This is a genomic window from Bradyrhizobium sp. CCBAU 45389, assembly GCF_028128625.1.
Taxonomy (GTDB): Bacteria; Pseudomonadota; Alphaproteobacteria; order Rhizobiales; family Xanthobacteraceae; genus Bradyrhizobium; species Bradyrhizobium liaoningense_B.
In genome coordinates, this window is sequence record NZ_LBIY01000098.1 from 401,447 (window position 1) to 422,227 (window position 20,781).

At 64.6% G+C, this 20,781-nt stretch carries 23 protein-coding genes and 1 pseudogene; 15 read left to right on the top strand and 9 right to left on the bottom strand.

Annotated elements, in window-relative coordinates:
• Positions 1–81: 81 nt before the first annotated feature.
• From XH79_RS37920 to XH79_RS37930, 3 genes are all read right to left on the bottom strand, one after another.
• Positions 82–441, bottom strand: coding sequence for a hypothetical protein (locus XH79_RS37920; protein ID WP_212338042.1), 360 nt, complete (start codon positions 439–441; stop codon positions 82–84).
• Between the two features lie 106 nt (positions 442–547).
• Positions 548–3,031 carry a TonB-dependent receptor gene (locus XH79_RS37925; protein WP_271584999.1) on the bottom strand — a complete coding sequence of 828 codons (2,484 nt, stop codon included), beginning with the start codon at positions 3,029–3,031 and terminating at the stop codon, positions 548–550.
• Between the two features lie 167 nt (positions 3,032–3,198).
• Entirely contained in the window at positions 3,199–4,557 is a 1,359-nt protein-coding gene (locus XH79_RS37930) for a histidine kinase (protein WP_212338038.1), read from the bottom strand.
• 193 nt (positions 4,558–4,750) lie between these two features.
• On the opposite strand from XH79_RS37930, the gene XH79_RS37935 reads away from it, so the two are divergent.
• Complete coding sequence (locus XH79_RS37935) at positions 4,751–5,371, top strand: response regulator (RefSeq protein WP_008562541.1); 621 nt, start codon at positions 4,751–4,753, stop codon at positions 5,369–5,371.
• Positions 5,372–5,447: 76 nt separating this feature from the next.
• Positions 5,448–6,293: an S-formylglutathione hydrolase gene (fghA, locus tag XH79_RS37940; protein WP_271585000.1), complete on the top strand. Its 846-nt coding sequence runs from the start codon at positions 5,448–5,450 to the stop codon at positions 6,291–6,293.
• 39 nt (positions 6,294–6,332) lie between these two features.
• Here fghA and XH79_RS37945 read toward each other — a convergent pair whose 3' ends face one another.
• Complete coding sequence (locus XH79_RS37945) at positions 6,333–6,905, bottom strand: DUF3280 domain-containing protein (protein WP_271585001.1); 573 nt, start codon at positions 6,903–6,905, stop codon at positions 6,333–6,335.
• 60 nt (positions 6,906–6,965) lie between these two features.
• Between XH79_RS37945 and XH79_RS37950 the strand changes: the two genes are divergently transcribed.
• The 6 genes from XH79_RS37950 (at position 6,966) to XH79_RS37975 (ending at position 11,819) form a co-directional block, all read left to right on the top strand.
• Positions 6,966–8,147, top strand: a complete 1,182-nt coding sequence (locus tag XH79_RS37950) for an ABC transporter substrate-binding protein (protein ID WP_271585002.1) — start codon at positions 6,966–6,968, stop codon at positions 8,145–8,147.
• Positions 8,148–8,155: 8 nt separating this feature from the next.
• Positions 8,156–9,124, top strand: a complete 969-nt coding sequence (locus XH79_RS37955) for a YVTN family beta-propeller repeat protein (RefSeq protein WP_212338274.1) — start codon at positions 8,156–8,158, stop codon at positions 9,122–9,124.
• Positions 9,121–9,927, top strand: a complete 807-nt coding sequence (locus tag XH79_RS37960; protein ID WP_271585003.1) for an ABC transporter ATP-binding protein — start codon at positions 9,121–9,123, stop codon at positions 9,925–9,927. The genes XH79_RS37955 and XH79_RS37960 overlap by 4 nt, the downstream gene beginning before the upstream one ends.
• The gene (locus XH79_RS37965; protein ID WP_271585004.1) at positions 9,924–10,772 is read left to right on the top strand and encodes an ABC transporter permease; all 849 of its coding nucleotides are present in this window, start codon (positions 9,924–9,926) and stop codon (positions 10,770–10,772) included. The genes XH79_RS37960 and XH79_RS37965 overlap by 4 nt, the downstream gene beginning before the upstream one ends.
• A complete protein-coding gene (locus XH79_RS37970) occupies positions 10,769–11,383 on the top strand; it encodes a hypothetical protein (protein WP_271585005.1) in 615 nt (204 codons plus the stop codon). Before XH79_RS37965 ends, XH79_RS37970 begins: the two co-directional genes overlap by 4 nt.
• Before the next feature lie 136 nt (positions 11,384–11,519).
• Positions 11,520–11,819, top strand: coding sequence for a copper-binding protein (locus XH79_RS37975; RefSeq protein WP_212338027.1), 300 nt, complete (start codon positions 11,520–11,522; stop codon positions 11,817–11,819).
• A gap of 70 nt (positions 11,820–11,889) precedes the next feature.
• Here XH79_RS37975 and XH79_RS37980 read toward each other — a convergent pair whose 3' ends face one another.
• The gene (locus XH79_RS37980; RefSeq protein ID WP_271585006.1) at positions 11,890–12,447 is read right to left on the bottom strand and encodes a PQQ-dependent catabolism-associated CXXCW motif protein; all 558 of its coding nucleotides are present in this window, start codon (positions 12,445–12,447) and stop codon (positions 11,890–11,892) included.
• Positions 12,444–13,328, bottom strand: a complete 885-nt coding sequence (locus XH79_RS37985) for a substrate-binding domain-containing protein (RefSeq protein ID WP_212338023.1) — start codon at positions 13,326–13,328, stop codon at positions 12,444–12,446. Before XH79_RS37985 ends, XH79_RS37980 begins: the two co-directional genes overlap by 4 nt.
• A gap of 129 nt (positions 13,329–13,457) precedes the next feature.
• On the opposite strand from XH79_RS37985, the gene XH79_RS37990 reads away from it, so the two are divergent.
• Both XH79_RS37990 and XH79_RS37995 read left to right on the top strand, forming a co-directional pair.
• The gene (locus XH79_RS37990; RefSeq protein ID WP_271585007.1) at positions 13,458–14,381 is read left to right on the top strand and encodes a quinoprotein relay system zinc metallohydrolase 2; all 924 of its coding nucleotides are present in this window, start codon (positions 13,458–13,460) and stop codon (positions 14,379–14,381) included.
• Between the two features lie 53 nt (positions 14,382–14,434).
• Positions 14,435–15,253: a quinoprotein dehydrogenase-associated SoxYZ-like carrier gene (locus XH79_RS37995; protein WP_271585008.1), complete on the top strand. Its 819-nt coding sequence runs from the start codon at positions 14,435–14,437 to the stop codon at positions 15,251–15,253.
• Positions 15,254–15,373: 120 nt separating this feature from the next.
• Here the strand turns inward: XH79_RS37995 and XH79_RS38000 are convergent, their stop codons facing one another.
• Positions 15,374–15,733: a hypothetical protein gene (locus XH79_RS38000; RefSeq protein ID WP_212338020.1), complete on the bottom strand. Its 360-nt coding sequence runs from the start codon at positions 15,731–15,733 to the stop codon at positions 15,374–15,376.
• 87 nt (positions 15,734–15,820) lie between these two features.
• Between XH79_RS38000 and XH79_RS38005 the strand changes: the two genes are divergently transcribed.
• The 5 genes from XH79_RS38005 to XH79_RS38025 are packed head-to-tail and all read left to right on the top strand — an operon-like array spanning position 15,821 to position 19,488.
• Positions 15,821–16,801, top strand: coding sequence for an ABC transporter substrate-binding protein (locus XH79_RS38005; RefSeq protein ID WP_442870021.1), 981 nt, complete (start codon positions 15,821–15,823; stop codon positions 16,799–16,801).
• A 1-nt stretch (position 16,802) separates the two neighbouring features.
• Positions 16,803–17,540, top strand: a complete 738-nt coding sequence (locus XH79_RS38010; RefSeq protein WP_212338019.1) for an ABC transporter permease — start codon at positions 16,803–16,805, stop codon at positions 17,538–17,540.
• A complete protein-coding gene (locus tag XH79_RS38015) occupies positions 17,530–18,258 on the top strand; it encodes an ABC transporter ATP-binding protein (protein ID WP_212338018.1) in 729 nt (242 codons plus the stop codon). Before XH79_RS38010 ends, XH79_RS38015 begins: the two co-directional genes overlap by 11 nt.
• 48 nt (positions 18,259–18,306) lie before the next feature.
• A complete protein-coding gene (locus tag XH79_RS38020) occupies positions 18,307–19,116 on the top strand; it encodes a pentapeptide repeat-containing protein (RefSeq protein WP_271585185.1) in 810 nt (269 codons plus the stop codon).
• 24 nt (positions 19,117–19,140) lie between these two features.
• Positions 19,141–19,488 (top strand): hypothetical protein, encoded by a 348-nt coding sequence (locus XH79_RS38025; RefSeq protein WP_183242202.1) that lies wholly within the window; start codon positions 19,141–19,143, stop codon positions 19,486–19,488.
• A 10-nt stretch (positions 19,489–19,498) separates the two neighbouring features.
• Here XH79_RS38025 and XH79_RS38030 read toward each other — a convergent pair whose 3' ends face one another.
• Both XH79_RS38030 and XH79_RS38035 read right to left on the bottom strand, forming a co-directional pair.
• Positions 19,499–19,708, bottom strand: a complete 210-nt coding sequence (locus XH79_RS38030; protein WP_018642677.1) for a hypothetical protein — start codon at positions 19,706–19,708, stop codon at positions 19,499–19,501.
• A 140-nt stretch (positions 19,709–19,848) separates the two neighbouring features.
• Positions 19,849–20,756 (bottom strand): annotated as a pseudogene (locus tag XH79_RS38035) (hypothetical protein).
• Positions 20,757–20,781 lie beyond the last annotated feature (25 nt).

Sequence of the window (20,781 nt, forward strand, 5' to 3'; positions counted from 1 at the left end):
GTCAATCGGCCGGAAGTAGAACGTGGCCGGGCTCACGTCCCCTTACGGGAAGCATCGCCGCGGCGAAAGTGAGCAGCCTCTCTAGGACGACAGGCGAAGCCAGACGTCCCTGCTCACCAGCGTACCGCTGGGCGTGGCGATCTCCATGTCCACGACATGCAAAGAGCCGGGCTCGTCGGCATAGATGTACCTGAGGTGCCACATGCGGCCGAGGTCCGGCGAAATGACGAAGTCGTCCAGTCCGTCGGTGATGGCCCTGATCGCCTCGCGGTGGGTCAAGGGCGCGGAAAACATCGCATCGATCAGGTTGGCGAGGCTCATGCCCTCGACGAGCATGAGGCGCGCGACCTCGTCACCGTAAACGTGTCGGAGCGCCGCAACGATCGCGGCGACGGCGTCCGGATTTTTCAATGACACGACAAAGCGAGCCTCCGGGCCCATGATGCCGGAGGCGGGATATTTTACGCAAGCTGTCTGCGCAGGGCTGTGCGAAGCCCTGAGCCGCCTCGCTCTCCGCCCGGGCGCAGGCAGCCGGATCTCGGCGCGCCTAAAACGTCACCCGCATCCCCGCATAGAACGCGCGCGGCCGGGCCGGACTCAGCGAGCGCGGGTCTGTGAACTCGGCGCCGCCATTGGTGAAGTTGGGCAAGGCTTCGCGGTCGAAGAAGGTGCCGACGGTGGAGTAGCGGTTGTCAAAGATGTTGTTGACGCGACCGTAAAGCTGGAGGTTCTTGGTGACCTGGTAGGAGGTGTGGAGATTAAACACGGTGTAGGACGGCAGCTTCGGAAACTGGTTGGACTCGTCGCCGACGAAATACTGGCTCGACACAAAGAGCGCGTCACCTCCGACCTTCCAGACATCGGTCACTGCATATTCGATACTGGCCTTGATAAGGTGGCTAGGGAGGCGCGGAATGTGATTACCCGGCAGGACCTGGATGTTGCCGTCGGCGTCGGCGAACGGGCTGTCTGAGCCAAGCGTCAGCGCGTCGAGGAAGCGTGCATCCAGGAACGCGTAGCTCGCCTGGAACTGAAGCACATTCGACTTCAGGCTCACCTCGGCTTCGATACCCTGCCTGCGTGTCCGCCCGACGTTCTGGAAAAAGCCGAAGCCCGTCAGGCCTGGAATTGGGGTTGCTAGGATATCGTCGTAATTGGTGGCACGGTAGGCACCGATTTTCCAGCCAAGCGAGCCGATGTTCAATTCCTTGGTACCGCGGAAGCCCGCTTCAAACGTCTTGGATACGACCTGCTGCAGTGGCGGGTCGGCGATCAGGAACTGCCCGATGATGCACGGCCTCGCCGGATCCGCGCAGCCGAGCTCGAGTGGCGTCGGCACCCGGTTGGCTTCGGAATAGCCCGCATAGGCGGTCACTTCAGAGGTGATCTTGTAGGTGCCACCGATGATGGGATTGAATCGATCATAGTTATGATCGCCATTGAGCGCGGTGCCGAGTTGGTCCATCAGGGAGACGTGGGCCGCATTGAACCGCCCACCTCCCGTGATCGCGAAGCGATCGTCCACGTTGAACGTGTCGAGCGCATAGAGCCCCTGATATTGGTTGACGGTGCGAAGCGATACGGGGCCAATCGATGTCGGGTCGCCGGACTGGCCCAGGAATATGCCGCTGCCGGTGACGACATAGTTCGTGCCTATCGTCCCCAATTCGGCGCTACCGGTGAAGTGCGTGCGGCTGACATCATAGCTTGCGCCAATCACGAGGCGGTTCTCGTGACCGAACAGCTGATCGCTATTGGTCGCCTGCCCGGATACGCCAAACGTGATCGATCTCGTGCTGGTGCGATCTATCTCGCCGAGGATGGCATCCGGCGCAAAGGTATTGGCGAGCTGAACGCCATTCAGGCCGTTGGCCGGCGCTTGGATACCAGTCAAAGGATTGACCTCGCCAAAGCAAAGGAGCGTCGCATCAGCGTCGCAAGGCTGCGCATCGGTCGGGTTTCCGTCCACGGTACTCTGTTTGAAGCCTCGCAAATGCGCCGTGCCCTCAAAGGTCCAGGTCGGCGTCGCCTCCACCTTGCCGGTCAGGTTGAGATAGCCGACCTTGTTGGAAATGGTTTGTGGCGTTGTATAGGTCGCGCCCCAATATTGCTGGAGCAATTCGGCCGGAACAGTGCTGGGTCCAGCCAAGGAATTGTTGGCGATGCCGCCATTGATGTGGAACTCGTTGCCTTCGAAGCGATACCCGACGTCGCCGTAGAAGCGCCGGACGTCCGATGATGAGAAATTGCGGAAGCCGTTGTCGTGAATGCCTTCGAGCGCACCATAGACGGACCAGTTTCTGTCGACCTGCTTGCCCCATTGCGCAGAGCCCTGAATGCGGCCGAACGAGCCGCCCATGATGTCGATCTCGGCACCCTGATAGTTGAAACCGTTCTTCATCTGCAGGTCGATGGCGCCGCCGAGCGCATTGAGGCCGTACGCCGGATTGTTGGTCACCACAACGGCTGATCGGATCGCGGCCGTCGGAATCAGATCCCAATTGACGATATCGGAGAAGGCTTCGTTGATGCGTACGCCGTTCTGATAGACGGCCAGACCTTGAGGCGTCCCCGCCAGAGGTGAAGCGACGTAGCCGCGAAACTGAATATCGGGCTGGAAGGGATTGCCGGTCACTTCATTGATGCTGACGCCGGGTACGTACTGCTGCAGGGCATCGGTGACGTTGAGCGAGCCGGTCCGCCTGATCTGGTTGGCGTCGACCGCGTTGATCGCCGAAGGAACCTTGTCGACGTCGAGGCCTCGGCCAGTACCGGGCGAGGTCGGGTAGACGTAGATGCGTGTCTTGGGGCGGTTCGACGACGAAGCCCCTGCTCGCGCCACCGGCCGCGTCGGCGTTGTGCGCCTTGTCGCCGAGGGCGGCGCGGTCACCTCGACCGGCGGCAGGTTCTGGACGTTGGTTTCCTCCTCCTGCGCGGCCCCGGCAGGGCTGGCAAAAACCAGCCCCGACACCAGCCCCATCGACACCGAGGCCATCAACAAACGACGCTTACCCCTAAGACGCTTGCCCATTCCTGCCTTCCCAACCCACCCGTGACCACCGGCTGTTCTGACTTTTCGCCGTTTGGTGCAGACGAGTGTAATCGGCAGGAACTCACGCGCCAGCCACAAAAGGTCGGGCAATATCCGCACCCGTTTTCCCGACCAAATCGGGAATTTTTCCCGATCGTGTCGCACCATCAGGCCGCCGCCGTCGGCACCAGCGCCTCGACGGTCAGGCCGCCGTCGCCGGACACGACATTGAGCGTGCCGCCCAGCGCCAGGATCCGCTCGCGCATGCCGACGAGGCCGAAGCCGAGCTTCTGGCCCGGCTCCATGCCGCGGCCATTGTCGCTGACTCGCACCCGGGCGCAGAGGCGGCCGTCGCGCGTCGGCTGGTCCGCAGGCTCGATGACGACATTGACCGCGGTGGCGCCGGCATGGCGAAACACGTTGGTGAGCGCCTCCTGCACCACGCGGTAGATGGTGAGGTCGGCGGTTTCCCCGGTCGCCCCCAGCTGTGGCGAGATCTTGGTTTCGATGGTGACCTCGGGATGGGACTCCCGCCACAGCCGGGACAGCGATTCCAGCGCCTGGCCGAGGCCGAGCTCGGCAAGGCCGACGGGCCGGAGGCGCTCCAGCACGCGGCGGGTGAATTGCTGGAGCGCGTTGATCTGCTCCAGGAGGGCGCTGCCGTGCTTGCGCACCGCCTCTGCGCTCGGCGCCTTGCCGTCCGCGAGCTTTGCCAGCGCGCTGGCATGGGCGCGCAGCGAGAACAGATACGGCCCGAATTCGTCGTGAAGCTCGCGCGCGATCTCCTTGCGCTCGACATCCTGCAGCGACACCGCGCGCTCGGCGAGGCGCCGCTTGTCCTCGACCGCCTCGCCAAGCGTCGCCGCTAGATGATTGAGCCTGGTGCAGATTGCGGCGAGCTCCGGCGCGCCGCCCGGCGCGACGCGCGCCTCGTAGTGCCCGCCCTCGAGCTTCCCCATCACCTCCGTCAGCGACTGCAGCGGTACCAGCGCCCGGCCGACCACACTCATCATCAGGAAAAACAGCACGAGCGCGATCACCGAGCCGACCTCGAGCTGGGTCACGATGCCGTCCCAGATCTCTGCGATCTCGTCATCGGGATGCGAGGTGATCCGGAGCGAGCCCGGCTTGCCATGGATCGACACCGGCACGCTCACGGCGGTCTGCTCGGGATGAACCAGGCTGACGAACCAGGCCGGCGGGGCGCGCGTGTCGTCGTCGGCATCTGGCCGCGGCGGCGTCAGCGGGTTCCCACCGGAATCGAGAAGCGCGATGCTGACATGGCGCAGGCGGCTGAGATCGCGGGCGATCTGGTTCAGCCGCGCATCCGGATCGGGCGCCTCGTTGAGATCGGCAACGATCATCTCGATGAATTCGCGCGCGAGGCGGATCACGCTCTGGTCCTCGGCCTGCACGCGCGGGCCGGCCTCAGCGACCTGGCGGCCGATATTGACGGCGAGGCCCAACGCCAGCAGCAGCGCCAGCAACAGGTTGATCCGCGCGCGCAATGATAGATTTTGCCACATTGATGTCGCCCGTGCCTCGCGAAGGTTGGCCCGCGCCTGTCCGATGACGTTGACAGGGGCGAAGCGCCCGATATCTAATCGAAAGCGTACAGCAATCCCGGCCGGGTTGCATGAGGCGACATGAGACGCAGCGGCGTTCCTGTTCGAATCATGCGGCGCGACAACAGGCCGGCGCTGTTACGGGGAAACGCCTATGCGCATTCTGATCGTCGACGATCATCCCATTGTCGCCTCGGGCTGCCGTGCCGTGCTGGCCGACGAGGGCGAGATCGAGATTCTGGAGGCCGCCGACGCCGAGGACGGCGAGTGCGTCTTCATCGTCGAGCGCCCCGACCTCTGCATCATCGACATCAACCTGCCGACCGTCTCCGGCTTCGAGCTCGCGCGCCGCATCCTCGAGCGTGCGCCGGAGGCCCGCATCATCATGTTCAGCATGAACGACGACCCGGCTTTCGCCGCGCGCGCGATCGAATGCGGCGCCAAGGGCTACGTCTCCAAGACCGGCGACCCCGACGACCTCGTCGAGGCGATCCGCGCCGTCGGCGGTGGAGGCACCTATCTGCCTACCGCGATCGCGCGCAGCATCGCCTTTGCCGGACCTGCGCTGGCGCAAAGCCCGCTGTCGAAGCTGAACGCGCGCGAGATGGAAATTTTGCGGCTGCTCAGCGCCGGCAAGAGCCTGTCGGAGATCGCTTGGCTGGTGCAGTCGTCCTACAAGACGGTGGCCAACACCTCCTCGATCATGCGACAGAAGCTCGGAGTGAAGACCTCGGTCGAGCTGGTCCGACTGGCGATCGACAGCGGCGTCGCCTGACGCAGGCAGCCGCAGCAAATTCGGTCACACAAGCGTTGCAATGTTGATGTGGTTAGATGCCACTGGAGCTTAGGGCATGACGATTCAGACTGTCTCGACCAACAAATCCTACGGCGGCGTGCAGGGCGTTTATCGCCATGCCAGCCAGGCGACCGGAACCGACATGGTGTTCTCGGTCTATGTTCCGCCGCATGCCGACGGCGCCAAGCTGCCCGTGGTCTGGTACCTCTCCGGCCTCACCTGCACACATGCCAACGTCACCGAGAAGGGCGAATTCCGCAAGGCCTGCGCCGAGCTCGGCCTGATCTTCGTCGCGCCCGACACCTCGCCGCGCGGGCCCGACGTGCCCGGCGATGCCAACAACGCCTACGATTTTGGTCTCGGCGCCGGCTTCTACGTCGACGCCACGCAGGAGCCGTTCGCACGCAACTACCGCATGTGGAGCTATGTCACCGACGAGCTGCCGAAGCTGGTCGCGGGAAATTTTCCCGTCGATGCCAAGCGGCAGTCGGTGATGGGCCATTCCATGGGCGGCCACGGCGCGCTGACGGTGGCGCTGCGCAACCCGCACCGTTTTCGCGCCGCGAGTGCGTTCGCGCCGATCGTCGCGCCCTCGCAGGTGCCCTGGGGCATCAAGGCCCTGACCGGCTATCTCGGGCCCAACAAGGATGCCTGGCGCAACCACGACACCGTGGCGCTGATCGAGGACGGCGCGAAATTTTCCGGCTTCCTGGTCGACTATGGCGATGCCGACAATTTCCTGAAGGAGCAGCTCAAGCCGGAGCTGCTGGATGCAGCCTGCAGCAAGGCCAACATCCCGCTGACGCTGCGGCGCCAGGCGGGGTACGACCACAGCTATTATTTCATCTCGACGTTCATGAGCGATCATCTGCACTGGCATGCGGCGAGATTGACGGCGTGATCTTTCTTACCCTCCCCACCAGGGGAGGGTAAGAGTCCCCTACTCCGGCTTCCCATAATTCGGCGCCAGCAGGCGGTTGCGGATCAGATAGCTCATCGTGCGCGTCCAGGATTCATCCGTGTTGCCGCGCATGTCGGCGCTGGCGGCGGCGATCATGTTGCCGGTCTTCACGTCGCGCAGATAGACGTTGAGATTGATGATCAGGTTCGAGACCTTCTGCACCATGCCGGTGATCTCGAGCTCGGCGCCCAGCTGTCCGGCGAGCTTGAGGTCGCAGCCGCCGCAGGCCTGCAAATTGGCGTGGCGGGCGGCGTCCCGGACCGGCGCGATGTCGAGCACCTGGAACTTGCCTGAGTCTGCCAATTCCTTGCGTAGCTGCTCGCTGATGCGCTGGAGCCGCGCTTCTTCCGGCTTGGACCCGTAGAACTCGCCGGGCAGGCTGGTGTCGATCAGCTCGAAATCGAACACGGCGAGCTTCGGCGGGTCGGCGAACGCGGCCGAGCCCGTCAACAGCAAAGCGATGAAACATATCAGCGCTCGCATGATCGTGATTCCGCCTCCTCTCGCCGCGACGACGAAATGCGGGGTTGCATGCCCTGACAAATCGGTCATGGTTGAAGCAGAAACAATTCTCCACCGGCGGTCAAGCCGGGGAGAACGCCTGGAGGAAATATGATCCGATGGTTGGTCGGCCTGATCGGCTGGTGTCTTGCCGCGACGAGCGTGCTCGCGGCCGACCCTGTCACGATCGGCGTCGGCTATCTCGGTGTCGCCGGCACCAGATCGACGCTGTCGCTGGTCGAGCAACCGGCCGAGAATGACGGCGTCGCCGGCGCCCGCCTCGCCATCGAGGACAACAACACCACTGGGAAATTCACGGGCCAGCGGTTCACGCTGGAAGAGCGCCGCATCAAGGAAGGCGAAGACGCGGTGCAGGCCGCAACCGCGCTCGCCGAGAAAAACGGCTTCATCATCGCCGATCTGCCGGCCGATGCGCTCTTGAAGGTTGCCGACGCCCTGCGCGACCGCGGCACGCTGCTGTTCAACGCCGGCGCGATCGACGAGCGGCTGCGCGAGACCGATTGCCGCGCCAATGTCATCCACACTGCGCCGACACGCGCGATGCTGGCGGATGCGCTCGGCCAATATCTGGTGTGGAAGAAGTGGTCGCGCTGGCTGCTGGTGGTCGGCTCGCACGACGAGGACAAGCTGTTCGCCGATGCGCTCCGGCGCACCGCGGCGCGGTTCGGCGCCAAGATCGTGCAGGAGCGCACATTTGAAGACAAGGGCGGTGCACGGCGCACCGACTCGGGCGTGACGCAGATCCAGCGGCAGATACCGGTGTTCACGCAACAGGCACCCGCCTATGACGTGCTGGTCGCGGCCGACGAGAGCGAGGTGTTCGGTGCCTACCTGCCCTATCGCACCTGGGATCCGCGGCCCGTCGCGGGCTCGGCCGGCCTCGTGCCGCGCAGCTGGGACGCTTCGCAGGACCAGTGGGGCGCGATCCAGATGCAGAACCGCTTCATCAAGCTGAATTCGCGGCGCATGACCGCGCTCGACATGCAAGCCTGGACCGCGGTGCGCATGATCGGGGAAGCCACCTCGCGCACCAATTCCGGCGACGTCAAGAAAGTCACCGACTTCATCAAGGGCCCGGATTTCTCGGTCGCCGCCTTCAAGGGCACGCGGCTCACCTTGCGCGACTGGAACCTGCAGCTGCGCCAGCCGATCCTGCTGGTCGACGGCCGCATGGTGGTGTCGGTGTCGCCGCAGGAAGGATTCCTGCACCAGGTCTCCGAGCTCGACACGCTCGGCTACGATCGCCCGGAGAGCAAATGCAAGCTGAAATGAGGACGCAGATGTTGCGCATGTGGCGTGTGGGGCTTCTCTTCGGACTGGCACTGGCGGCGGCACCCGCGCATGCGTTCATCGCCTATGTCTCGAACGAGAAAAGCAACACGGTCTCGGTGATCGACACCGACAGCTGGACGGTGACCAAGACCATCAAGGTCGGCCAGCGCCCGCGCGGTATCGAGTTCACGCGTGACGGCAAGTTCGTGATGGTCGCGGTCGGCGACGACGACACCATCCAGGTGATCGATGCGAAGACGCAGGCCGTGGTCGACAGCCTGCCCTCCGGGCCGGACCCCGAGCTGTTCGCCCAGGATGCCGCGGGAAAAATCCTCTATGTCGCGAACGAGAACGACAATACGGTTACGGTGATCGACCTTGAGAAGCGCGCGCGCCTCGGCGACATCCAGGTCGGCGTCGAGCCCGAGGGCATGACCATCAGCCCCGACGGCAAGACGCTCATCAACACGTCCGAAACCACCAACATGGCGCATTTCATCGACACGAGCTCGCGCCAGATCGTCGCCAACGTGCTGGTCGATGCGCGGCCGCGCTTTGCCGAATTCAAGCACGATTCTTCGGAAGTCTGGGTGTCCTCGGAAATCGGCGGCACGGTCTCGGTGATCGATCCAAAGAAACACGAGGTGATCGGCAAGGTCACTTTCGAGATCCCGGGGTTGCGGAAAGAAGCGATCCAGCCGGTCGGCATCGGCATGACCAGGGACGACAAGACCGCCTTCGTCGCGCTCGGCCCCGCCAACCGCATTGCGGTGGTCGATGTCGCCACGCGCAAGGTGACGAAATATCTGCTGGTGGGACAGCGCGTCTGGCACATGGCATTCACGCCTGACGAAAAATACCTGCTCACCACCAACGGCGTGTCGAACGACGTCTCGGTGATCGACGTTGCCGCGCAAAAGGTGATCAAGACCATCCAGGTGGGCGAGCTGCCCTGGGGCATCACGATCGCGCCATGACCAGCCCTGCCCCGATCGCCGAACCACGCGAGACGCCGAAGCCTGATCCGGTCGCGGTGCCGGCGCTGTCGATCGACGGCGTCAGCCATTCCTACGGCCCGCGGCGCGCGCTGATGGACGTGTCCTTCAACGTGCAGCCCGCGAGCTTCACCGCGCTGCTTGGGCTGAACGGCGCCGGCAAGAGCACGCTGTTCTCGCTCATCACGCGCCTGTTCGGCATCCAGTCCGGCCGCGTCGGCATTTTCGGCCATGACGTCAGCAAGAGTCCCGGTGAGGCGCTGCGGTTGCTCGGGGTCGTGTTCCAGCCGCGCACGCTCGATCTCGACCTGTCGCTGACGCAGAACCTGCTCTATCACGCCGCGCTCCACGGCATCAGCCGCCGCGAGGCCTCAGCGCGCAGCGCCGAATTGCTCGGCCGTATCGGGCTCGCTGACCGCGCCGGCAGCAAGGTGCGCGACCTCTCCGGCGGACAGATGCGGCGGCTGGAGATCGCACGGGCGCTGCTGCACCGGCCGCGCCTCTTGCTGCTCGACGAGCCGACCGTCGGCCTCGACGTCAAGGCGCGTGCCGACATCATCAGCCATGTCCGCCAGCTCGTGACCGAGCAAGGCATCGGCGTGCTCTGGGCAACGCACCTGTTCGACGAGATCATGGCCGGCGACGATCTCGTGGTGCTGCACCAGGGCAAGGTGCTGGCGCAGGGGCCGATGAGCCGCGTCATCGCGGAGGCCAGCGCGCAGGACGTCAACACCGCCTTCATGCGCCTGACCGGCGCGCAAGTGATGCCGGGAGGCGGCACATGAGCAGCATCACCACGCGCGATGCGCCGCGCGGATTCTCGTTACAGGAGTACATGACCTGCCTCACCGGCATCGTCTGGCGCGAGGGCCTGCGCTTCCTGCATCAGCGCGAGCGCTTCGTCTCGGCGCTGGTGCGGCCCCTGGTGTGGCTGTTCATCTTCGCCGCCGGCTTCCGCCAGGTGCTCGGCATCTCCATCATCCCACCTTACGAGACCTACATCCTCTACGAGGTCTATATCGCGCCCGGGCTGATGGCGATGATCCAGCTGTTCAACGGCATGCAGTCTTCGCTGTCGATGGTCTACGACCGCGAGATGGGCAACATGCGCACGCTGCTGGTGAGCCCGCTGCCGCGCGGCTTCCTTCTGTTCTGCAAGCTGCTCGCGGGCACCGCGGTGTCGCTGCTCCAGGTCTATGCATTCCTGCTGATCGCCTGGTTCTGGGACATCACGCCGCCGCCGTCGGGCTATCTCACCGTGCTGCCGGCGCTGATCCTGTCCGGATTGATGCTGGGCTCGCTCGGCATGCTGATCTCGTCGGGCATCAAGCAGCTGGAGAACTTCGCCGGCGTCATGAACTTCGTGATCTTCCCGATGTTCTTCGCCTCCTCCGCGCTCTATCCGCTCTGGCGGGTGCAGGAAGGCAGCCCCTATCTCTATTATCTCTGCGAGGCCAATCCGTTCACCCATGCGGTCGAGCTGATCCGCTTCGCGCTGTACGGCCAGGTCAACTGGATCTCGCTGGCAGTGGTCGCAGCCTGCACAATCGTCTTCATGATCGGCGCGATTTTGGCCTATGATCCCTCGCGCGGGCTGGCGCGACGGGGCCCCGCGGGAGGCGAAGGATGAAGGTTCGGGTTCTGGCGACGGCTGTTCTGGCGCTCGCTGCTGCGAGCACGGCCGCGCGCGCGGCCGATCCGCGCTATCCGGACTGGCCGTGCACACAGGCAAAGGTGCCGGAGATCTCGCTTGCCGCCGTCTGGGCCGGTCCTACGCTCGGTGACGCCGAGACCAAATGGAAGGACGACGCCAAGGTCAGCGCGCTGGTCTCGAAACTGGCGGCCCGCAAGACGCCGCTGGATGAGGCGGAAAAGTCGGTAAAGGAGTTTCTTGCAGGTTCCGCCGCCGACAAGACCGCGAACGCCAAGCTATTGTTCGCCGGCCTGTTCGACACGCTCAACGCCCAGCGCTCACAGGTCATGATCGGGCTCGAACGCGTCAGCCGCAAGCAGCGCGACGCCGCCGACAAGATCCGCGAGGAAACGCTCCAGCTCCAGGCCCTTCAGGGCGCAACGCCGCGCGACGACGCCAAGATCGAGGCGCTCAGCAACGAGCTGATCTGGAAGACGCGCATCTTCGAGGACCGCCACAAGGTGGTGCGCTTCGTCTGCGAGGTTCCGACCTCGATCGACCAGCGCCTGTTCGCGCTCGGACGCGTCATCCAGCAGGAAATGGAATAGCGTCAGCCAAGCTGACGGCTCACGAAAAGTTCCCGCGATTGCCTCGGGAACGTTAACCTTTTGCCGCGCAATCTGCCGGAACCAAATCGATTTATGATGGCTTGTCGAAGTCAACGCCAGACGTCGGGAGACCTCGATGGGAACAAAAAAATTCATCCTAGCGGGCGCTGCGGCCCTCAGCATGCTCGCATCCAGCGCTCTCGCTGACGACATGACCGGAATGGTCACGCGGATCGATCGGCTCAACGGCACGATTTCGATCCAGCAGATGCAGAAAGGCACGGTCGGCGCCAGCGCCGGCGGCGCCGGCGCGCTTCAGGAGTACAAGACCAAGGACGCCGCAATGCTGGATGCGGTCCATGCCGGCGACAGGGTGACGTACTCCGCCACCGACACCAACGGCACCGGGACGCTGACGAAGCTGCAGAAGCAGTAGCGGTGGGTTTTTCACCTCTCCCCGTAAGAACGGGGCGAGGGAGTACAGCTGTGTTCTGCGGTGCAGGTTGCTACTGCTCCGGCCGCGGCTCGGGCTGCGCCTCTTCGGTCGGAAGCTTCGCGCGCTCCCAGCCGTCGGTGCCGTCGGGATACCAGGCAATATTGGAGTAGCCGTACGCCAATGCGCGCTTGGCCGCGTTCCAGGACATCCAGCAATCGGCGAGGCAATAGATCACCAGCAGCGCGGCCTTGTCGCCGCGCGAGGCACGCGCGAGGCCGAGCTGGAGATAATCGTCCATCGCCGACGGCAAATGGCCGTAGCCAGTATCGGGGAGCCACAGGCTGCCCGGAATGTTTCTGCGCGGGGCATCACGCCACACCGTGCCTTCGGGCAAGTTCTTCGGCTTCGGCGGACGCGGCATCACGTCGATGAACGCGCCGCTCTTCTCGCGCCAGATCGCCTCGGCGTCGGCCGTGGTCAGCACCCGCGCGCCGACAAGCGTCGCCGGCACCGGCGCACGGTAATTGTCGGTGCGATATCCCTCGGGCTCGAACGGCTCCTGCTGCTGCGCCAATGCCGGCGCCGCCAGCATGGCGGCAACCAGCGCAGCGGCAACCGGCCATCTCATGGCGTCTTCTTGGCAGTCTCCGCACCGAGCGGCCTATCGCTCTCGTCCAGCAGCGGCACGCCGAAATCGAGCAGGATCTTGTTGATCTCGCCCTGGTTCTCCTGGATCAGCTTGTTGAGTTGCCGCTTCCAGTTCTGATCGGCGGGCCGCACGCCCATGCCGATACGATAGACCAGCTTCGGCCCGGTGGTTTCCTTCACCAGCGGCGTGACGTGGAGCGAAGCGCCGGCCTTCTTGGCGTAGTAGCCGGCCATCGGCCCCCACAGCACGCCGGCATCGATCTTGCCGGCGGCGAGGTCGTCGATCATCGCCTGCGCCGAATTGTCGAAGCGCGTATCGATCATCAGCGGATAGGGCTTTGCATCGCCCATCAGGCCTGCAAGCGCCATGTTGGTCGCGGGCGGAGTGCCGGCGACGATGCCGACATGCTTGCCCTTCAAGCGCGGATCCTCGAGCGTATCGACCTCATCGAGCCCGCTGCCCGCTTTCGCGACCAGCGCATAGCTCGTGCGGTAATAGGGATTGGTGCCCTGCACGAGGTCGTCGCCTTGCGGGAAGCCCATGATGACGTCGCAACGATGCGCGCCCAGCGTCATCCGCACGAAGCCCGTGGCCTGCGGGAAGAAGACATAGTCGAGCTTCTTCTGCAGCTTGTCCGCCAGGAATTCGGCGAGCTTGTTCTCGAAGCCTTCGCGCTTCTCGTTGGAGAACGGCAGATTGCGCGGGTCGGCGCAGACGCGCAGCACTTTCGGATCGACCAACTCGAACGAAAGATCTCCGGTCTCGCTCGTTTGCGCCATGGCGACGTCGCCCAGGGCGCAGGTTGCAGCCAGGCTCCACAGCAAGATCAACCAGCGACGATGTCGTCCGGCCTCCGTCATCGCGCTTCCTCCTCGTTTTGTTTGAATGTTATCCATGCAACGCATGACGCGCCATGTTTGGCCAAGCTTTGTGCTGGCGTTGCTTTGTTGCAGTGCAATGCGGAAAACCCTTTGAACTGAGGCGGAAAAGTGTCTCGCATTGCTCTCGTGATCGCAGCCTTGTCCCTCGGAGCAGCGACGCTAGCACGCGCCGGGGCGGCCGAATTGCCTGTGAGCGAAGTCGCGCCGGGAATCTTCGTACACTCCGGGACCATCGCCCTGATGAGCCGCGAGAACGAGGGCGATATCGCCAATGTCGGCTTCATCGTGGGCGATGACGCCGTGGCCGTGATCGACACCGGCGGCAGTTTTCGCGAGGGCGAGGCGCTGCTGGCGGCGGTGAAGGCACGCACCACCAAGCCGATCCGCTACGTCATCAATACCCATGGTCATCCCGACCATGTCTTCGGCAATGCCGCCTTCGCGGCGGACGGAACCAGCTTCGTCGGCCACGGCAAGCTGCCGCAGGCGCTGGCGGCGCGCGGGCCGTTTTATCTGGACAATTTCAGACGCATCATGGGCGGCGAGCTGATCGATCCCGTGAAGATCGTGCCGCCCACCCTGCTCGTGACGGACACACTGACGCTCGATCTCGGCTCGCGCCGCCTGACCTTGCGGGCATGGCCGGCCGGGCACAGCGACAATGATCTGACCGTGTTCGACGAGACCAGCAAAACCCTGTTCGCAGGCGATCTCGTCTTTCTCCGCCACATTCCGGTGATGGACGGCAGCATTCGCGGCTGGCTCGCCACGCTGAAGGAGTTGGAGACCATCCCGGCACTGCGCGTCGTTCCCGGTCACGGCCCTGTGAGCGAATGGCCTGCCGCGCTGGTCGATGAACGGCGTTACCTTTCAACGCTGCTGTCTGACGTCCGCACGCTGAACAAGAAAGGCGAGACGATCCGCACCGCCGCGGACAAGGCGGCCGCTGACGAGCAGCCGCATTGGCAATTGTTCGATGACTACAACGCTCGCAACGCAACTGCAGCATTTTCGGAAATTGAATGGGAGTAGCGGGCGCGCTACGCTAGGAGTCAACTCTGCTTCGCGCGCGCGAGACCATGACCATGACGGGATGCACACGCCGCCTGCCCCTGATCGCCGCCTTGCTCTGCATTGCCTTGGCGATGCCGGCGCAGGCTGAAGAGGCCTATGATCCCTGGCCGGGCCTGGTGCAGGACATCTTCAGCAACCGTCCGATGAACGATGGCAGCAACGTCATCGGCATCGAGATGCCGTATCGCGCCGAGGATGCGGCCATCGTGCCGGTGACCCTGCGCAGCAAGCTGTCGCCGGCCGACAGCCGCCGCATCCGCTCGATCACCTTGGTGATCGACCGCAACCCGGCGCCGATGGCGGCGAAGTTCGAGCTCGGCCCGGATGCCAATGTCACGGAAATCTCGACCCGCGTGCGCGTCAACAATTACACCGACGTCCACGCCGTCGCCGAGCTCAGCGACGGCCAGCTCTACGTCTCGAAAGTCTATGTGAAGGCCTCCGGCGGCTGCTCCGCACCGGCGGGAAAGAACGTCGAGGAAGCCAGGAACCGGCTCGGCCAGATGCGCTACCGGCAATTCGCTCGTGAGGACGGTCCCGCGAGCCACGTCCGCGAGGCGCAGATCATGATCGGCCACCCCAACAATTCCGGGCTGCAGATGGACCAGGTCACGCAGCTCTATATTCCCGCCTTCTTCATCAACCAGCTGAAGCTGACCCAGGACGACAGCCCGGTGCTGTCGATGGAAGGCGGTATCTCGATCTCGGAAGATCCCAATCTGCGCTTCATCTACGTCTCCAACGGCGCCAAGCGTTTTCGCGCGGAAGCGAAGGATACGGACGGGCACGTGTTCCGGAATGAATGGGACGTGGAGAAGCCGGGGACGTAACAGCGAAGCCGTCATTCCGGGGCGGTCCGCAGGACCGAACTATGGTGCGCAATTGCGCACCTGAGAATCTCGAAATTCCGGGTTCGATGCTTCGCATCGCCCCGGAATGACAGCGCTAAATCAAAAACACCTCACCTCGGCTTCCGCCTGCGCCCGGCGCAGATCATTCACCGCCGAGTTCGCCTGCTCCGAGGTGCGAAACTGCACGCCGAGATTGCCGCGCACCTGCGACATGCTGAGCGCGGTCTCTGCGGTTACATAGCGCTCAAAGGGCACGATCGAGGCGACCACGTCGATCGAGCAGGAACATTGCTCGATGGACTGCCGGCTCTCGCCATTGGCCTTCATGCAGCCATAGACATATTCCGCGCGCGCCGAGGTCGGATAGTCATTGGCCTCTCCGGCCCGCGCCACGCATGCGGTCGCCGCCAATACCGCCAATGCGGCGACAATCGGTCGTAGCTGCCCGGCCAGTTTCATGCGCGTCCTCCCGCTGGTTGCGACCAAAGCTATGCTATGCGTATTGTCCTGAAAAGCACTCTGTCAGAGGAAGCGGCTCACAAGGTGATGAGAGTTTTGGGACGAATATCGGCGCTCGCAATGACCCTGGCGCTGACGCTGGCAGCACCGGCCCGTGCTGCGGATACCATTCGCCTTGCGGTGCAGAAGACCGGAACATTCTCCTGGGAGCTGGCCGCGATCCGAGCTGGCGGCCTCGACAAGGAGGCTGACCTGTCGCTGGAGGTCACCGAGCTCGCGAGCACCGAAGCCGGCAAGATCGCAATGCGTGCAGGCAGCGCCGACATCATCCTGTCGGACTGGCTGTGGGTGTCGCGCGAGCGCGCGCTGGGCGCCAAGCTCACCTTCTATCCCTATTCCAGCGCGCTCGGCGCGGTGATGGTGCCGGCAGCCTCGCCGCTTCAGACGCTCGCCGACCTCAAGGGCCGCAAGCTCGCGGTCGCCGGCGGCGCCATCGACAAGAGCTGGCTGCTGCTCCAGGCGCGGATGAAGCAGGACGGCATCGACCTGAAGTCGGAAGCGACCATCGTGTACGGTGCCCCGCCTTTGATCGCAGCCAAGGCGCTCGACGGCGAGATGGATGCGAGCCTCAACTTCTGGAATTTCTGTGCGCAGCTCGAGGCCAAGGGTTTCAGGCGCCTCGCCGGCATCGAGGACATCTTGCCGAAGCTCGGCGCCAAGGGCGCGGTGGCCGCAGTCGGCTACGTCTTCGACGAGAGCTGGGCCGCGAGCCATAAGGACGCAGTGGCCCGCTTCATCGCGATGACCCGCAAGGCCAAGCAGCTGCTGGTCACATCCGATGCCGCCTGGGACAAGGTCGCGCCGCTCACGGGCACGACCGATCCGGCCATGCTCAAGACCTATCGCGAGCGCTACCGCGACGGCATTCCGCGCCGGAGCATCGACGACGAGGAGAAGGATGCGCGCGTGCTCTACCGCGTGCTGGCCGAGACCGGCGGACGCGACCTCGTCGGCCCCGCAGCCGAGCTCGACCCCGGCACCTTCTATCACGCAGTCCCCGGAGACTGAGGTGCTGCGTCTGCTCTCGTTCGCCCTGTTCCTCGCGATCTGGTGGATTGCCGCGCTCCTCGTCGGCGGCGCGAAGCTGCCCTCCCCCCCAGCCGTGCTTCAGGTGATGATCGCAGAAGCGTCAACCGGCGCGCTGTTCCTGCATCTCGGGGCGACGCTGGCCCGCGTCGCGCTCGCCTTCACCCTGGCAATGTCGCTCGGCAGCGCCATCGGCTACCTGATGGGCCGGGTGAAGCTCGCCGACCGGCTCGGCGATCCCTGGCTGATCCTGCTGCTCAATTTGCCGGCGCTGGTCGTGATCGTGCTCGCCTATATCTGGGCCGGCCTCACTGAAGCCGCCGCGATCGCGGCGATCGCCATCAACAAGCTGCCGACCGCCATCGTCACCTTGCGCGAGGGCACGCGCGCGCTCGACCGTTCGCTCGACGAAATGGCGAGCGTGTTCGCGATGCCGCGCTGGCGCGCGTTCCGCCATGTCGTGCTGCCGCAGCTCGCGCCCTATATCGCGGCCTCCGCCCGCTCCGGATTGTCGCTGGTGTGGAAGATCGTGCTGGTCGCCGAGCTGCTGGGACGGCCGAACGGCGTCGGCTTCGAGATCGGCGTCGCCTTCCAGTTGTTCGACACGCCGCGGCTGCTGGCCTATTCGCTGACCTTCGCCGCTGTCGTGCTCGTCATCGAAACCTTGCTGGTGCAGCCGTTCGAAGCCCGCGCAAACAGGTGGCGGCCCCGTGCGGCTTGAGGTCGATATCACAGGCAAGACCTTCAGGAGTGCCGCGGGCGGAACGCACGAGGTGCTGGCGCCGGTCAAGTTCGCGCTTCAATCCGGCGAGGTCGGCGTGCTGATCGGCCCGTCCGGTTGCGGCAAGAGCACGATGCTGCGCATCATCCTTGGATTGGACCACGACTTTGCAGGCCGCATCGCGCGGCCGCCTGAGGCGCGGATCGGCATGGTGTTCCAGGAGCCGCGGCTGCTGCCGTGGCGCTCGGTCGAGCAGAATGTGCGGCTGGCCGCGCCTGATGTCACCGAGGCGAAGCTCTCCGAGCTGTTCAGGATTTTGGAGCTGGAAGCCCATCGCAGCCATTTCCCCGGCGAATTGTCGCTGGGGCTGGCCCGCCGCGTCGCACTCGCGCGCGCCTTCGCGGTGGAGCCCGATCTCCTGGTGCTCGACGAGCCCCTCGCCTCGCTCGACGACGCCCTCGCCGGCCGTCTGCGTGACGAGATCGCGACGCTGGTGGCGAGCCGGCCAGTGATGACGCTTCTGGTGACACACAGCCTGGACGATGCGGTGCGCCTGGGCGACCGGCTGTTCTTCCTGTCGCCGCGGCCGGCGCGGATCGTGGCCGAGGTGCCTATCGGCATCCCGCGCGACACACGTGGCGAAGCCGAGATTGCGGCGATCAAGGCCGGCCTCGCCCAACGAATTCACGGCGACCGCACTGCGCGAGATGTCTCATAGCCGGTCGCCTGGCCGACGTGCTAGACTAGGCCGGCGGCGGAGCTGATGATGACGCGGACGGTCGCCTTCGCAACGCTTGGGCTTGCAACGCTTGGTCTTGCACTCGTCGTGTCGACGGCGGATGCGCAGGACATGATGCGTGACGTCGACCTCACCTCTCCCGCGATGGTCTCGGCCGAAATGACGAGGCCGGAGGTCGAGGCCGTGCTGGCCAAAGCGAGCCCAAAGCAGCCTGCCGATTTCACCGGCAAACGCCTGTCGGGCCTCGATCTCTCGGGGCTGGACCTGTCCAACGCGGTTCTCCGCGCCGCACGGCTCAACAAGACAATACTCCGAGACGCCAGGCTTGACCGTGCGATCCTCGATCAGGCGTGGCTGCTGGATGCGGATCTTACCGGCGCGAGCCTGAAGGGCGCCAATCTGTTCGCCTCGCAAATGGCCCGCGCGCGTCTCGACGGCGCGAACCTGTCGGGAGCGCGCATCGCTGCCGACCTCACCGGCGCGAGCCTGGTCGGCGCCTCGATCGCGGACGCGCATCTTGGCGCCGACATGCGCAACCAGTCGATGGGGCTGATGCGCGCGGTGCTGAGATCCGCCAATCTGGAACGGCTGAACGCGCGCAACGCCGATTTGTCGCGCGTCGACCTCGAGTTCGCGGTCCTCAGGGGCGCCGACCTGAGCGGCGCATCACTGAAAAACGCCCAGCTCGGCGGAGCCGATCTGACCGGCGCCATCGTCATCGACGCCGATTTCGACGGCGCCGATCTCGTCTCGACGAAGCTGATCGCACCGAACGGCCTTGACCGCGCCAAAAATTTCGACAAGGCAAAGAACCGCGAGCGCCTGATCAGGGAATGACGGCGCCTTTGGGAGGACTGGCTGATGCGTGGGGTTCTTGCTTTGATCGCGTTGTTGACGCTTGCCGGCGAAGCCGCCGCGCAGACCAAGGGCAAGGGCATCCGGCTCTGGAATCTCACGACGGAGACGATCTCCGGCTTCCAGCTTTCGCCGGCCGGCAAGACCGACTGGGGCCCGAACCAGTGCCTCAACGACAAGGACAAGGAGGTCGACCACGACGAGCGGCTGCGCATCACCGGCGTCGAGCCCGGCCGCTACGACGCCAAGGTCAGCTATCCCAATGCGCGGCAGTGCATCGTCCGCGACATCGAGATCAGGGCCGATGCGGTGTTCTCGATCGCCGACAAGGATCTGAAGGACTGTACGAAGTAGCCCGCCCGGCTTAAGCCTTGTCGTTCGGGTGCGGATATTCGCAGCGCCAGCGCACCGCCTGCCATTTCGGATGCTCGCCGACCCATTGCGCGATGTAGGGCGGTGCGGCCATCACGCATTGGCGGGGCGACCCCGAATAGTTGAACACCAGATGCTGCTCTTCGCAGGTCGCAGGCGAGAGCACCGCACACACAGTCACCACAAGGTCGATCGGGTTCATTCCGGGATCCTCTCGCGGGGGCACTCGAGACTAGCACGATAGGTTACGTGTCAGGGGGCGGGAAGTTTCAATCGGACGTGAGGATGGGGAACTACCTCCGTCGCCCCTCCCCGCACGTGGGAAGAGACGAAACAAGCACGCTAAAAATTCACCCCGAACACCAGTCGCGCCTGATGCCGCTCGAAATTGACGAGGTCGAGATTGCCGCCTGAGCCGGCCAGACGACCCCAGGCCTGCATGCTCCAGCTCAGGGTCAGCCGGGAGCGCTCGGAGAGCTGGAAATACGCCGTAGGGCCGACGAACAGGGCCTGGCCTGCGAACTCGCCGAGGCCGATGCCCTCATATTGCCGGAAGTAGCGCATCTCGCCGCCGAGAAGCACATTCGGGCGCACCCGCGCCAGGGCGGCAAACGCCGCTCCGACCGTCGAACTCTTCTCGGACGTCCCCGCCACCTCGAAGCGCGCCCATTCCGGCTGATAGATCAAATTAAGCGCGCCGATGACGAAGTTCGGAACGAGCTCACGGTCGAAGGCGAGCGTGAATTCGGTGCCGTACATCCGCCCCTTCGCGCCAGAGGTCTCATCAATGCGATCGCCATGGAACTCGGCGGCGACCGTGAACCCAAACGGCGCGCGCTCGCGGTCGAGCAGGCGATAACGCAAATCAAGCGAGGCGCCCTGGAAGTTGAACTGGCGGCGGTCGTCGATGTCAGGAACGCCGGTGATGTCGTGCCAGCTGGCGGTGCCGCCGAGCTCGATGCGGAAGTTCGGCAGCGGCACGACCTCGATCTCGACCTCCTGCGCGAGAGCGCGATAGGTGCCACCGCCCTTGCCGAAGCTGCCCGTCGTCTGGGTCTGGAATTCCCGCTCGCCGACGTTGCCGACGTCGGTGCCGATCATGAAGCCGAAGATGTGCTCGGTATCAAACCCCTCTTCGGCGCCTGCGCATGCCGGCGCGAGTGCGGCCATGCACGCAACCGCCGTCCAAAATATGTGGGGTCCAGTTCGCATCCAGCGAACACTACCACGGCTCCGATGGCATTCGCCACCGAAGCCGCGGCAGGTCCGTCAGTC